This is a genomic window from Neorhizobium sp. CSC1952 (assembly GCF_030378245.1).
Taxonomy (GTDB): domain Bacteria; phylum Pseudomonadota; class Alphaproteobacteria; order Rhizobiales; family Rhizobiaceae; genus Neorhizobium; species Neorhizobium oryzae_A.
Map to the genome: position 1 here is coordinate 667,068 of NZ_CP128416.1, position 12,898 is coordinate 679,965.

The 12,898-nt window shown below is 63.5% G+C and carries 14 protein-coding genes; 9 read left to right on the plus strand and 5 right to left on the minus strand.

The window, feature by feature from the left end:
• Positions 1-60: 60 nt before the first annotated feature.
• Positions 61-1,755, minus strand: a complete 1,695-nt coding sequence (ctaD, locus tag QTA58_RS03605) for a cytochrome c oxidase subunit I (RefSeq protein ID WP_085422565.1) — start codon at positions 1,753-1,755, stop codon at positions 61-63.
• A gap of 18 nt (positions 1,756-1,773) precedes the next feature.
• Positions 1,774-2,658: a cytochrome c oxidase subunit II gene (coxB, locus tag QTA58_RS03610; protein ID WP_085422564.1), complete on the minus strand. Its 885-nt coding sequence runs from the start codon at positions 2,656-2,658 to the stop codon at positions 1,774-1,776.
• Positions 2,659-3,071: 413 nt separating this feature from the next.
• Between coxB and QTA58_RS03615 the strand changes: the two genes are divergently transcribed.
• From QTA58_RS03615 to tldD, 3 genes are all read left to right on the plus strand, one after another.
• Complete coding sequence (locus QTA58_RS03615; protein ID WP_234811156.1) at positions 3,072-3,701, plus strand: invasion associated locus B family protein; 630 nt, start codon at positions 3,072-3,074, stop codon at positions 3,699-3,701.
• A 42-nt stretch (positions 3,702-3,743) separates the two neighbouring features.
• Positions 3,744-4,238, plus strand: coding sequence for a YcxB family protein (locus QTA58_RS03620; RefSeq protein ID WP_289671753.1), 495 nt, complete (start codon positions 3,744-3,746; stop codon positions 4,236-4,238).
• A gap of 80 nt (positions 4,239-4,318) precedes the next feature.
• Positions 4,319-5,734: a metalloprotease TldD gene (gene tldD, locus QTA58_RS03625; protein ID WP_289671754.1), complete on the plus strand. Its 1,416-nt coding sequence runs from the start codon at positions 4,319-4,321 to the stop codon at positions 5,732-5,734.
• 240 nt (positions 5,735-5,974) lie between these two features.
• Here the strand turns inward: tldD and QTA58_RS03630 are convergent, their stop codons facing one another.
• On the minus strand, positions 5,975-6,289 hold the full coding sequence (locus QTA58_RS03630) for a MazG nucleotide pyrophosphohydrolase domain-containing protein (RefSeq protein ID WP_289671755.1): 315 nt from the start codon (positions 6,287-6,289) through the stop codon (positions 5,975-5,977).
• Between the two features lie 127 nt (positions 6,290-6,416).
• Between QTA58_RS03630 and QTA58_RS03635 the strand changes: the two genes are divergently transcribed.
• Positions 6,417-7,208: a sulfite exporter TauE/SafE family protein gene (locus QTA58_RS03635; RefSeq protein ID WP_289671756.1), complete on the plus strand. Its 792-nt coding sequence runs from the start codon at positions 6,417-6,419 to the stop codon at positions 7,206-7,208.
• A gap of 108 nt (positions 7,209-7,316) precedes the next feature.
• On the plus strand, positions 7,317-8,357 hold the full coding sequence (locus QTA58_RS03640) for a polysaccharide deacetylase family protein (RefSeq protein WP_289672998.1): 1,041 nt from the start codon (positions 7,317-7,319) through the stop codon (positions 8,355-8,357).
• A gap of 68 nt (positions 8,358-8,425) precedes the next feature.
• On the opposite strand, the gene pdxH is transcribed toward QTA58_RS03640, so the two are convergent.
• Positions 8,426-9,046: a pyridoxamine 5'-phosphate oxidase gene (pdxH, locus tag QTA58_RS03645; protein ID WP_289671757.1), complete on the minus strand. Its 621-nt coding sequence runs from the start codon at positions 9,044-9,046 to the stop codon at positions 8,426-8,428.
• 60 nt (positions 9,047-9,106) lie between these two features.
• Here pdxH and QTA58_RS03650 point away from each other — a divergent pair, with 60 nt between their 5' ends.
• The 4 genes from QTA58_RS03650 to QTA58_RS03665 all read left to right on the plus strand — a co-directional run bounded on the left by QTA58_RS03650 (position 9,107) and on the right by QTA58_RS03665 (position 12,528).
• A complete protein-coding gene (locus tag QTA58_RS03650) occupies positions 9,107-9,562 on the plus strand; it encodes an RT0821/Lpp0805 family surface protein (RefSeq protein WP_085422557.1) in 456 nt (151 codons plus the stop codon).
• A 298-nt stretch (positions 9,563-9,860) separates the two neighbouring features.
• On the plus strand, positions 9,861-10,946 hold the full coding sequence (locus tag QTA58_RS03655) for a DnaJ C-terminal domain-containing protein (RefSeq protein WP_085422556.1): 1,086 nt from the start codon (positions 9,861-9,863) through the stop codon (positions 10,944-10,946).
• A 150-nt stretch (positions 10,947-11,096) separates the two neighbouring features.
• Positions 11,097-11,915: an enoyl-ACP reductase FabI gene (gene fabI, locus QTA58_RS03660; protein ID WP_085422555.1), complete on the plus strand. Its 819-nt coding sequence runs from the start codon at positions 11,097-11,099 to the stop codon at positions 11,913-11,915.
• A 25-nt stretch (positions 11,916-11,940) separates the two neighbouring features.
• Positions 11,941-12,528, plus strand: a complete 588-nt coding sequence (locus QTA58_RS03665) for a histidine phosphatase family protein (protein ID WP_289671758.1) — start codon at positions 11,941-11,943, stop codon at positions 12,526-12,528.
• A gap of 46 nt (positions 12,529-12,574) precedes the next feature.
• Here QTA58_RS03665 and QTA58_RS03670 read toward each other — a convergent pair whose 3' ends face one another.
• Positions 12,575-12,835 (minus strand): DUF1344 domain-containing protein, encoded by a 261-nt coding sequence (locus QTA58_RS03670; protein ID WP_085422553.1) that lies wholly within the window; start codon positions 12,833-12,835, stop codon positions 12,575-12,577.
• Positions 12,836-12,898: the final 63 nt, after the last annotated feature.

The following is a 12,898-nucleotide window of genomic DNA, read 5'->3' on the forward strand; positions in this document are numbered from 1 at the left end:
TGTCTGCTCTTTCAGGGCACCGCGGATGCCGCGATGCCCTCTTTCAATATCGTCCGCCGCTTAGCGGATGCGCGGCAACTGCTCCCACTGGTGGTAGGGCGGCGGCGAGGAAAGCTGCCATTCCAGCGTGCTCGCACCCTCGCCCCACGGATTGTCGCCCGCGACGCGCTTCTTGGCGAAGGCTTCCCAGACACCGAAGAGGAAGATCAGCACGCCGACGAAGGAGATGTAGGAGCCAATCGACGAGACATAGTTCCAGCCGGCGAATGCATCCGGATAGTCGATGTAACGGCGCGGCATGCCGGCGAGGCCGAGGAAGTGCTGCGGGAAGAACACCAGGTTGACGCCGATGAACATGACCCAGAAGTGCAGCTTGCCGATGAACTCGCTGTACATGTAGCCGAACATCTTCGGGAACCAGTAGTACCAGGCCGCGAAGATGGCGAAGACCGCGCCGAGCGACAGAACGTAGTGGAAGTGGGCCACGACGTAATAGGTGTCATGCAGCGAACGGTCGAGGCCGGCATTGGCGAGCTGGACGCCCGTGACGCCGCCGACGGTGAACAGGAAGATGAAGCCGATCGCCCAGACCATCGGGGTCGAGAAGGTCAGCGAGCCGCCCCACATCGTCGCGATCCAGGAGAAGATCTTGATGCCGGTCGGAACCGCGATGACCATCGTCGCGAAGACGAAGTAGCGCTGCGCGTCGAGCGACAGGCCGACCGTGTACATGTGGTGGGCCCAGACGATGAAGCCGACGGCGCCGATCGCCACCATGGCATAGGCCATGCCGAGGTAACCGAAGACCGGCTTCTTCGAGAAGGTCGAGACGATGTGGCTGATGATGCCGAAGCCCGGCAGGATCAGGATGTAGACTTCCGGGTGACCGAAGAACCAGAACAGGTGCTGGTAGAGGATCGGGTCGCCGCCGCCTTCCGGCGCGAAGAAGGTCGTGCCGAAGTTGCGGTCGGTCAGAAGCATGGTGATGGCGCCCGCCAGAACCGGCAGCGAGAGGAGCAGCAGGAAGGCGGTGACCAGAACGGCCCAGGCAAAGAGCGGCATCTTGTGCAGCGTCATGCCGGGAGCGCGCATGTTGAGGATGGTGGTGATGAAGTTGATCGCACCGAGGATCGAGGATGCGCCCGCGACGTGCAGCGAGAAGATCGCCAGGTCCACGGCGGGACCCGGATGCCCCATGGTCGCGAGCGGCGGATACATGGTCCAGCCGCCGCCGACGCCGTAAGCGCCCGCCGGGCCCTCGACGAACATCGACAGGATCAGCAGGAGGAAGGCCGGCACGAGCAGCCAGAAGGAGATGTTGTTCAGCCGCGGGAAGGCCATGTCCGGCGCGCCGATCATGATCGGCACCATCCAGTTGGCGAAACCGCCGATCATCGCCGGCATGACCATGAAGAAGATCATGACCAGCGCGTGACCGGTGGTGAACACGTTGAACATGTGCTTGCCGCCGTCGATCGCGGCGTCGCCCTCGAAGCCGTAGACCATCGAGGCCAGACCGTGGAAGATCTGGATGCCCGGTTCCTGCAGCTCCATGCGCATGGCCACCGACATGAGGCCGCCGATGATGCCCGCGATGATCGCGAAGATCAGATAGAGCGTGCCGATGTCCTTGTGGTTGGTCGAAAAGAGCCAGCGGGCGGCGAAGCCCGGTGCATGATGATGATCGTCGTGAGCATGCGCATCGTCAGAGGTGCGGGCATGAGCGTGATCGTCGTGAGCGGAATGTCCAGCCATTGTCCTCACTCCTCCTTATTACTTGGCTTCGTTTGCCGCGACGGCAAGGTTGCCGGCGGGCGCGTCGACCGCTGCCATCAGGGCCTTGTTGGCGCCCGGCAGGTCGGTCGCGGCCTGTGCGAGCCAGGTATTGTACCTGTCTTCGGAGACGACGCGGATGGCGATCGGCATGTAAGCGTGATCCTTGCCGCAGAGTTCGGAACACTGGCCGTAGTACAGGCCTTCCTTTTCGGCATTGAACCAGGTCTCGTTCAGACGGCCCGGCACGGCGTCGATCTTGAGACCGAAAGCCGGCATCGCGAAGGCGTGGATGACGTCCGAGGGAGCCGCCGTCACGAGCAGGCGAACGGTCTTTCCGACCGGGACGACCATCTCGTTGTCGACGGCGAGCAGGCGCGGATAGGTGGCGACATCGGTCTTGCCCGCAGCAGCGCGGTCCGTTTCCTTCAGCATGAAGCTGTCGAAGGCCACCGGAGCCGGCGTTCCTTCATATTCGTAGTTCCACTGCCACTGGGTGGCGGTGGCCTTGACCGTCATGTCCGATTCCGGAATTTCGAGCTGCGCGTTCAAGAGGTTGAACGAGGGGATGGCGAGGAAGAAGAGGATGAGAACCGGGCCGAGGGTCCAGATGATCTCGATCGCCGTGTTGTGGCTGGTGCGCGACGGCACCGGATTGGCGCTGGCGCGGAACTTCAAGGCAACGACGACCAGCAGAGCCAGGACGAGCAGCGTGATCGGCACGATGAACACCAGGGTATAATGGTTGAACCAGCGAATCTGGTGCATGATCGGCGTGGCGGGCGCCTGAAAGTCAAGCTGCCAAGGATGCGGCTGATCCGCATAACCGGCAGAAGCAAAGAGCAGACAGATGAGCGCCGTCATCACTGCATAAGCTCTGTTCATCACTATAATTCTCCCCATGCGTCTGATCTCGATCAAACCGAACGCAGAATCCAAGCTATATGGTCTGCTTCAATCACAGTTTGCCTGCCACCGCAATATCTGGCGGGAAAAGCCCGTGCGGCATTTTTGCGCCTCCCGGGAAACCCCGGAATCATGCGAGAATGGCGCAAGCCGCGTAGCGGAATTTCAGCATTCGTCCCCCGTTTTTTTGAGGTCTTCGGTATTTCGGGCCAAACCATCATAGCCTCTCAGGTCCGCAAAAACGGCTATTTCCCGGCGGGAGCGCGCATGGGAGGCCCAGCCGGATTCGGAGTCCCATTTTCGCCGTACTCGGCTGGAAAGTGGGCGGGGCTTTTCATTTCGCCCGGCGAACGACAAGAATAGCCGCACTGATTCGTCTTCCAGAGGTTTCCATGGGTCGTCCCTCCCTGATCCGCGCCAGCCTTGCCGTGATGCTCTCGGCGGTCCTGTCGCTTCCGGCGTTCGCGCAGCAGCCGGCTCCGCGTCCGACGCCACAGCCGGCCCAGGGCTCTGCCCCTCAACCGAGCGGGACACCGGGAGTGACGGCGCCACAACCGTCTCCCCAGCCACCCTCCCAGGCGCCCAAGCCGCCGGGCAATGTCCGCGAGAACCACGGCGCGTGGTCGATCATCTGCGACCGGCCGGCCGGCGCATCCGTCGAACAATGCGCGCTGATGCAGAACGTGATCGCTGAGGACCGTCCCGAGGTCGGGCTTTCGGTCGTCGTCCTGAAGACGGCCGACCGAAAGGCGAAGATCCTGCGCATCCTGGCGCCGCTCGGCGTGCTCCTGAAGGACGGCATGGAACTCTATGTCGACAACAACAATATCGGCCGCGCCTATTTCACCCGCTGCTTCTCCGAGGGCTGCTATGTGGAGGTCGAGATCGACGACGAGCTGATGCGCATCCTGCGCGCCGGCAAGAACGCCGTCTTCGCGCTGCGCGAATCCGCCGACCAGGACCGGGTCGGGATTCCGATCGAGCTCACCGGCTTCGGCGAAGGCTACGACGCCCTCCCCTGAACGTCATATAATAAAGAGAACATCGGCGCCGGGACGACGCTCATGGAATTGCAGGGCAGCCATCACTTCCCCGTTCGTTTCGACGACGAGGTCGTCAGCGACGCGGTGCGCGCCTTCGTCGTCCAGCGCACTGTGCGTGAGCAGAAAATGAAATGGCGCGCAGCGGCGCTGATGGTGGTGGCCAGCCTTTTCCTGGTCGTCCAGGGCAATTTCACGCTTGCCGTCCTGGCGATCGTCGTCGCCTGCTTTCCGGCGATTTTCAGCGCCATCGTCTGGCGCGTCCATTCCGCCAACACATTCGGCCGGTACAACCGCATGGCCGACCGCCGGGCGGACATCACCATCGACCCGGAAGGCTTCGGCATCAGCTCCGATCTCGGCAGCGGAAACCTCACCTGGCGCAACGTCACCGAAATCTGGGAGCGGCCGCGCTCCTTCATGCTCTTCAGCGGCGCGAACGCCTTCAACATCCTGCCGCGCGATACCATGCCGGAAGAGGTCCAGGCCTTTCTGAGCGCCCGGTCGGTTCGAAGATAGGCTTGCTTAGCCCCCCTTCGGGACCTACATCGGTCGGATGAGAGCCCGCGTCTTCGCCGCAGCGCCCAAAGGAGCATTCCATGAATACCGACCTTCTCAACCTTTTCGACTGCGACGAGACTAAGCTGCGCTCGATCCTTTCCGGTGCGCTTTCCGGCGCCGATGACGGCGAACTTTTCGTGGAACATGCCCAGGCGGAATTGCTGACCTTCGACAACGGAAGGCTGAAAGGCGGCTCGTTCAACACCGACCAGGGGTTTGGCCTGCGGGCGGTCGCCGGCGAGGCGGTCGGCTACGCGCATGCGGGCGAGCTTTCTGCCGCCGCGCTTTCCCGCGCCTCCGACGCGGTGCGCGCCGTCACCGCCGGCTATTCCGGCTCCTATGCGGCTGCCCCCCAGCGCACCAACAAGAAATATTACGGCGACGAGAACCCGATCGGATCCCCGAGCTTCGAGGAGAAGGCGAAGCTCCTGACCGAGATCGACGCCTATCTGCGCAACAAGGACGACAAGGTGCGGCAGGTGACCGCCACCGTTTCGGCAAGCTGGCAGGTGGTCGACATCCTGCGTGCCGACGGCCACCGGGTGCAGGACATCCGCCCGATGACGCGTCTCAACATTTCCGTCGTCGTCGGCGACGGCGACCGGCAGGAATCCGGCTCCTTCGGCACCGGCGGCCGCATCGGCTTCGGCGATTTCGTCACGGACGGCAACTGGCAGACCGGGGCCGACGAGGCGCTCCGCCAGGCGCTCGTCAACCTGACCGCCAGCGAGGCACCGGCCGGCACGATGGACGTCGTGCTCGGTTCCGGCTGGCCGGGCGTGATGCTGCACGAGGCGGTCGGCCACGGGCTGGAAGGCGACTTCAACCGCAAGAAGACCTCTGCCTTCGCGGGCCTCCTCGGCGAGATGGTCGCCGCTCCCGGCGTGACGGTCGTCGACGACGGCACGATCGACAATCGCCGCGGCTCGATCACCATCGACGACGAGGGAACGCCGTCGGCCTACAACGTGCTGATCGAGGACGGCAAGCTGGTCGGCTACATGCAGGACCGCCAGAACGCCCGGCTGATGGGCATGAAGCCCACCGGCAACGGCCGCCGGCAGGGCTATGCCTATGTGCCCATGCCGCGCATGACGAACACCTATATGCTCGGCGGGACCAAGACGCCGGAAGAGATCATCGCCTCGGTGAAGAAGGGCATCTATGCCGTCTCCTTCGGCGGCGGCCAGGTGGACATCACGTCCGGCAAGTTCGTGTTCGGCTGCACCGAGGCCTATATGATCGAAAACGGCAAGATCGGCCCGGCGATCAAGGGCGCCATGCTGATCGGCAACGGCCCGGACGCGATGAAGCGGGTCTCGATGGTCGGCAACGACACGAAGCTCGACACCGGCATCGGCAATTGCGGCAAGGCCGGCCAATGGGTGCCGGTCGGCGTCGGCCAGCCGCATCTGCGGATGGACCAGGTGACGGTGGGCGGCACGAGGGCGTAGCCCTATACTATAACGGAGCGCTTCACCCCCCTCTGCCCTGCCGGGCATCTCCCCCACAAGGGGGGAGATCGGATAGTAGCAAGCTCTTACTCCCAACACAGGTTTGAGATCACCGGAGCCAGGTTCAACACCGCTAATGATTTGGGAAGCCGGTACTTCTTGCCGATCTCCCCCCTTGTGGGGGAGATGCCCGGCAGGGCAGAGGGGGGTGAAGCCATGCAAGCTACTACTAGGGCCAATTCACGTTGAATCGCCGAACGGCCTGAAAAGCCACTTCCGCTCGATCGCCGCGGCAAGATCGATCCCATTCGCGCGGGCGAAGAGCAGCACATGGCCAAGCAGATCGGCGGTCTCGTCGGCGAGATCACGCGCAAGCTCCTCCTCGCTCCGCCCCTTCTTGCGGCCGCGGCCGGTCTTGCGGTTCCAGGCCTGGGTTAGCTCTCCCATCTCCTCCTGAAGCTTCAGGAGAAACCAGTCGGGGTCGCGGGCGATGCCGTGGGTTTCTGCATAGGCGACGGATGCGGCCTCGAACCGGCCGGCCAATCTCTCCAGCATATCGTTCTCCTTTTGTTTCCACAGGAAACGATGATTCTCAGGCTGCTGTCCAGAGCGTTTGCTTGACAGCGCAGACCAAATCCCGCCAGGTGCGGACCATCGCTCGAATCCCCCGCACGGCCTCTCCATGGACTCCCAAAATCCGTTTTCCACCTTCGTGGGAACCCTGCTTCCCGGGCACGGATTGCCCGAACTCGCCTTCATGTTCTTCGCGGCGGTGATCGCGGGGCTGGCGCGCGGGTTTTCCGGTTTCGGCGGCGCCCTGATCTTCGTGCCTCTCGCCGGCGCGGCGGTCGGCCCGAAAATCGCCCCCGCCCTGCTGCTGGTCATCGACGGGATCACGACGCTCGGCATGCTGCCGGAAGGCTGGCGGCGCGCCAACCGGCGGGAGGTGGGCACGATGCTCGTCGGAGCCCTCGTCGGCGTGCCGGCCGGCACGGCGCTGCTTGCGGTCATCGAGCCGACGGCGCTGCGCTGGCTCATCTCCATCGTCGTGCTCGGCCTGCTCGCCTTCCTGATTTCCGGGTGGCGTTACCACGGAACGCCGAAGACCTGGCTGACGGTCGTGGTCGGGGCGATCGCCGGACTGTTCGGCGGTGCCACCCAGCTTTCCGGCCCGCCGATCGTCGCCTACTGGCTGGGCGGCGCGATCCCGCCGCTGACGGTCAGGGCAAATCTGATCCTCTATTTTGCGCTGGCCACCGTCATCTCGGCGGTTTCCTACGTCGTCGGCCACCTGCTGACGCTTGAAGTGCTGGCACTCGCGCTGATCGCCGGGCCCGGCTACGGCGTCGGCCTCTTCCTTGGCTCGCGGCTTTTCGGCGTCGCCTCCGAAGGCACCTTCCGGCGCATCTGCTTCCTGCTCATCGCGATGGCGGCGATCGTCGGGCTTCCCCTCTTCGACACGCTGCGGCCCTGACCGGATTCTGCCCGCGTTTCTTCAGCAAGGCTTAACGCGTGCGGGAGTAGGGTCGCGCTGCTTTATAGTAACGTGGGCGTGATCGCTGTGGGGAACACCAAGGAGAGGCTGCAGGCGCTCTGGCGCCGCGACGTCAAGCGCCGTCTGGTCGCGGGCGGGCTCGACATGGCCGCCGCCCTCGCACGCGCCGGCATGATGGCGAATGCGCGCGGGCGCGGCGCGATCTTCACCCTTCACCATGTCCGGCCGAAAAAGAGCCGTCCCCTGCAACCCAGCGCCCATCTCGAAGTCACGCCGGATTTCCTGAGCGAGGCGATCGAGCGGCTTTCCGCGGAAGGCTACGAATTCGTGCCCCTGGCGGAAGTCCCGGCGCGACTCGCCAAACCGTCGAAGCGGCCCTTCGCCGCCTTCACGCTCGACGACGGCTACAGGAACAACGCCGCATATGCGCTGCCCGTTTTCGAGCGCCACAACGCTCCCTTCACGATCTTCGTGACCCGCGGGTTTGCGGAGCGCACCCATTCGCTCTGGTGGGAGACGCTTGCAGAACTGCTCGGGCAGGCGCCTGAAGTCACCTTCGACTTCGGCGACGGGCCCGAGCTGATGGACCTGACCTCCGAAGCCCGAAAGTTCGACGCCTTCGACCGCATCTCCCACTACGTCGGAACGACCGACGAGGCGAGCGCCGTCTCCCGCATCGATGCGATGGCGAAGAAGCACGGCGTCGACCCGCTGAAGATCACCGCCGATCTCACCATGGACGCGCAGGAGCTCAGAGCGCTCTCAGCGCATCCGCTGGCTTCTCTCGGCGCCCATACCATAAGCCACCGTGCGGTCGCCCGCCTCTCGGTGGAAGAGGCGCGCGAGGAAATGCGGCAATCGGCGGATTATGTGGAAATGCTGACCGGCGAGCGGCCGCGATCGCTCGCCTATCCCTACGGCACGCAGCAGGCCGTTTCCGAACGCGACATGACGATCGCCAAAGAGCTCGGCTTCTCGGTCGCGGTGACGACGCAGCCCGGCACGCTTTGCGAAAAACACGCCAACCGGCTTACCGGCCTGCCGCGCATCTCGCTCAACGGCTATTACCAGCAGCCGCGCTACGTCTCGGCCCTGGCCTCGGGAATCCCCTTCTCGATCGGGCGGTGACGCGCTTTTTTTGCGTTCCTGCATGCCGTTATCCCGAAACCGGGTTCTGCTTTCGGGCGGCATGCGTCTCAAGGATACATCCTGACCTTCTCCCAGGGGCCATCCGGAACCGGGCGGCGGAATTCGATGCGGTCGTGCAGGCGGAACTGGCGGTCGTGCCAGAATTCTATCGAGACCGGCCTGATGCGGAAGCCGGACCAGTAAGGCGGACGGGGAATCTCGCCGATCGCATAGCGGGCGGTATATTCGGCCACCGCCTTTTCGAGCGCGAAGCGGCCTTCCAGAGGCCGGGACTGTTTCGAGGCCCAGGCGCCGATCCGGCTGCCGCGGGCACGGGACGCGTAGTAGGCGTCGGCTTCCGCGTCGCTCACCACCTCCACCTCGCCGCGCAGGCGCACCTGACGGCGCAGCGATTTCCAGTGGAAGCACATGGCCGCCTTCTTCTGGCCGAGAATCTCGCGGCCCTTTTGGCTTTCGAAATTCGTGTAGAAGACGAAGCCGTGCTCGTCGTAGCCCTTCAGGAGAACCATCCGGACGTTCGGCATGCCGCGCTCGTCGACCGTCGCCAGGGCCACCGCGTTCGGATCGTTGGGCTCTGTGCGCTCCGCCTCCTTCAGCCAGGCGCCGAACAGCGCGAAGGGCTCGTTCTCTTCGGTGAAGTCACCACTTGTTAACCCGCCTTCAGACATATTGACTAAAATACTCCCAATCTGATGATTGCCCGTGACTCGTTGACGGACAGGAAACTAGTGGACGTGATAGCAAAGTCGAAAAGCCGCACAAAGGGATTACTTTTGCTCGGCAGGCGCGCCGCCGTCTGCCTCGTCGGCCTTTCGCTTGCCGGCTGCACCAGCAGCCTGGATCTCTTCGGCAGTGCGGAAAAGATCGACCGCAACATCTCGACCGGTACCGTGCCCGGCGCGCCGCAGCACACGGGTGCGACGCTTTCCGACGAAACGACGGTGCGCAACGCCGTCACCTCCGCCGATCTCGAAAGGCTCGGAAACGCCTCCCTTCCCTGGGCGAATACCGCGACCGGCAGCGCCGGCGTCGTCTCGCAGATCCGCGAAGCCCGCAACGAGGGGCATATCTGCCGCGACTTCATGACCACGCGCCATTCCTACGAAGGCATCGCGATGTTTTCCGGCCAGGCCTGCCTGACCAACAGCGGCGACTGGATGCTGACCGCCTTCGACAGGCAATAGGGCTCGCCCCTCTTCTCCGAAAAAGCAGAAGCGCATCCTCTCTTTTCGATGCAATCTCGGGCGGTAAAACCGTTTCCGCACCCTTAGGAATCGGTCTCTAAACGCTTTCTTTACCTTAACGAGTGCTGAGCCTTTCGATGTAACTCCTGATTCAGGAGTTCTGACCTAGGTTTTTCGCGAGCAGACGGACCGCCCGCCGATCATGAGGAACCGGCGGGCTGCTGTCGAGTTGTGACGCGTATCGGAGGGGCCAAGGATCGAGCGAGGCCCGCCGTTTCAGGTAACCGGTGGTCCCACAATGCGTGATCCCTATTCCGTTCTCGGCGTAAAGCACAATGCCGACGCCGACGAGATCAAGGCGGCCTGGCGCGCCAAGGCGAAGACCGCCCATCCCGACCATAATCAGGGCGATCCTTCCGCGGCGAGCCGTTTTGCGGAGGTCGGCCAGGCCTACGAGGTCCTGAAGGACCCGGAGCGCCGCAAGCGCTACGACCGCGCCGCCGAAATGCAGCAGACCATCATGCAGCAGCGCCAGGCCGCACGGGAAGCGGCCGAACGCGCCAAGGCCGCCAAGGCGAATGCCGAAAAGGTCATGGAGGAACTGGCGCGCGCCAATGCGCAGCGCGGCCAGGCCCAGGGGCCGTCGGGTAACGCCGGAGAGACGCCGGAAGACGTGATCGAACGCATTTTCGGAGCCGCCGCAGCCGAACAGGCGAAAGCCCAAGGCCAGACGAAGGCCCAGACACACACCGCCGGCGATTCTGCCGAAGCGGCAAAGGCCGATCCCATGGGAGAGAAGCCTCCGCTGCCGGCCATGGCGATCGATCTCGTCACCTCGCTGGTACGCCGGCTGCGCGGCACCGCGCCGGTTCCCGAAAAGGCGCCGGACCTTTCCATCGATGCGGCTGTCACCATCGAGGACCTGCTGAAGCAGAGCTGGATCACCCTCAAGCTGGCGGACGAGCGCGAGGTGCGCTTCGTCCTGGAAAAGGGCATGACGGAAGGGCACGTCGTGCGGCTCAAGGGCCAGGGCCTCAAGGTTCCCGGCATGAAGGCCGGCGATCTTCTGGTCACGCTCAAGATCGCCCGCGACGCCAATTACCGGGTCGAAGGGTTCAACCTCCACGCGACCCTGCCGATCTCGCTGGAAGATGCGGTGCTCGGCGCCGAGGCGGCGATGGAGACGCCGGAGGGCAACCGCAGCATCACCATTCCGCCATGGTCCGGCTCCGACCAGACGATCCGCCTCGGCGGTCTCGGCCTTTTCGACGATGCCGGCGGCCGCGGCGATCTCGTCATCGAGCTCAGGATTATTCTGTGGGAAAAGCCGAACGAGAAGGTCACGGACCTCATGCGGCACATGCGCCACGGGCTTTATGTCTGAGGAAAACGGCCGAATATGACAGTTATGCGTCGGTTTTCACCGGCGCGCACCCTTTGTTACGACCTCTAACACGAGATGAATGAAGCCAGCTTGAACCCTTGGGCTGCCTATGTCATAGGCAACATTCGTCTAAGTTTCAGGGGACTATGTATGGTTCAGGCTTCCGGCCTCATGGCAGGCAAACGTGGCGTCATCATGGGCGTTGCCAACAACCGTTCCATCGCATGGGGCATTGCCAAGGCCATTCACAGCCAAGGCGGCGAGGTCGCATTCACTTACCAGGGCGACGCGTTGAAGAAGCGGGTCGAACCGTTGGCCGCCGAACTCGGCGCCTATATGGCCGGCCATTGCGATGTCGCCGACGAATCGACCGTCGATGCGGTTTTCGAAAATCTCGAAAGGCACTGGGGCAAGATCGATTTCCTCGTGCATGCGATCGGCTTTTCCGACAAGGACGAGCTGACCGGCCGCTATATCGACACCTCGCCCGACAATTTCGCCAAGACCATGCAGATTTCGGTCTATTCCTTCACCTCCGTCGCGCGGCGGGCGGAGAAGCTGATGACCGACGGCGGCTCGATGCTGACGCTGACCTATTACGGCGCGGAAAAGGTCATGCCGAACTATAACGTCATGGGCGTCGCCAAGGCCGCGCTCGAAGCGAGCGTGAAATATCTCGCCGTCGACCTCGGCCCGAAGAATATCCGCGTCAACGCGATCTCCGCCGGCCCGATCAAGACGCTCGCCGCGTCCGGCATCGGCGATTTCCGCTATATCCTCAAGTGGAACGAGTACAACGCGCCGCTGCGCCGTACCGTGACGATCGAGGAAGTGGGCGATGTCGGGCTCTATATGCTGTCCGACCTCTCGCGCTCCGTCACCGGCGAGACGCACCATGCCGACAGCGGCTACCATGTGGTGGGCATGAAAGCCGTCGACGCGCCCGACATTTCGGTCATCAAGGACTGATGGCCAGCTTCCAGGAACGTCTGCCTTGCTCCTCTACATGATCCGCCACGGGCAGACGGACTGGAATGCCGAGGGACGGCTCCAGGGCCAGCAGGATATTCCGCTCAATGCGCTCGGCCGGGCACAGGCCAGCCGCAACGGCGAGCGGCTGCGCGGCATGATCGGCACGGCCGGGGATTTCTCGTTCATCGCCAGCCCCCTGTCGCGAACCCGCGAAACCATGGAGCGGCTGCGCGCCGCCATGGGCCTCGATCCCCATGACTACGGTATCGATGACCGGCTGAAGGAACTCTCCTTCGGCGACTGGGAAGGCCACACGCTCGAGGAGATCGCCCGCATATCGCCGGACAGGCTCACCGCCCGGGCGGAGGAAAAGTGGAGCTTCATCCCGCCCGGCGCGAGCGCCGAAAGCTATGAGATACTCTGCTGGCGGATCGGCGCATGGCTGCAATCCGTCGACGGACCGACGGTCTGCATCAGCCATGGCGGAGTGATCCGCTCGCTCTTCCGGCTGATCGGCGACCTTCCAGAGGACGAAGCGGCGACGGCCCCCACCCCGCAAGACCGGATCCTCAGGATCGACACGGACCACGGCCGGATGGAGTGGCTCTAGGCCACGCCGTATATACTCTAAATTATACTTTGCTAATTCTTCGAAACTACTGAACGATTTCGAGATCATCCACCACGCGGCTGCCATCCACGACGGTGTAGAAGACCAGCACCTTGACGCCGGCTTTAAGCCCTTCGAAGTTGAATTCTTCGGGCACCTTGTAGATCTTTCCGTCGTCGAGCGTCAGGCTGAGCGACTTCACGTCCACGGACTTGATCGTAGCCTCCACGTCGGCACTTTGCGCCCAGCTGTTGAGAGGCGAAAAGATGCTGGCCGTGGCGAGGAGAGCTGCGATCAGGATACGCATGGTCGGGGCCTTCGGTGAGATCGGTGTTGTCTCGTTTCGTTGCACAGATAGCCCTCAGATTGT

Bases quoted from the DNA above. Each gene is read 5' to 3' on its own strand.
- fabI (WP_085422555.1), top strand. From the start codon at position 11,097: ATGGTTCAGGCTTCCGGCCTCATGGCAGGCAAACGTGGCGTCATCATG.
- QTA58_RS03655 (WP_085422556.1), top strand. From the start codon at position 9,861: ATGCGTGATCCCTATTCCGTTCTCGGCGTAAAGCACAATGCCGACGCC.
- tldD (WP_289671754.1), top strand. From the start codon at position 4,319: ATGAATACCGACCTTCTCAACCTTTTCGACTGCGACGAGACTAAGCTG.
- QTA58_RS03630 (WP_289671755.1), bottom strand. From the start codon at position 6,289: ATGCTGGAGAGATTGGCCGGCCGGTTCGAGGCCGCATCCGTCGCCTAT.
- QTA58_RS03635 (WP_289671756.1), top strand. From the start codon at position 6,417: ATGGACTCCCAAAATCCGTTTTCCACCTTCGTGGGAACCCTGCTTCCC.
- QTA58_RS03620 (WP_289671753.1), top strand. From the start codon at position 3,744: ATGGAATTGCAGGGCAGCCATCACTTCCCCGTTCGTTTCGACGACGAG.
- ctaD (WP_085422565.1), bottom strand. From the start codon at position 1,755: ATGGCTGGACATTCCGCTCACGACGATCACGCTCATGCCCGCACCTCT.
- pdxH (WP_289671757.1), bottom strand. From the start codon at position 9,046: ATGTCTGAAGGCGGGTTAACAAGTGGTGACTTCACCGAAGAGAACGAG.
- QTA58_RS03670 (WP_085422553.1), bottom strand. From the start codon at position 12,835: ATGCGTATCCTGATCGCAGCTCTCCTCGCCACGGCCAGCATCTTTTCG.
- QTA58_RS03615 (WP_234811156.1), top strand. From the start codon at position 3,072: ATGGGTCGTCCCTCCCTGATCCGCGCCAGCCTTGCCGTGATGCTCTCG.
- coxB (WP_085422564.1), bottom strand. From the start codon at position 2,658: ATGAACAGAGCTTATGCAGTGATGACGGCGCTCATCTGTCTGCTCTTT.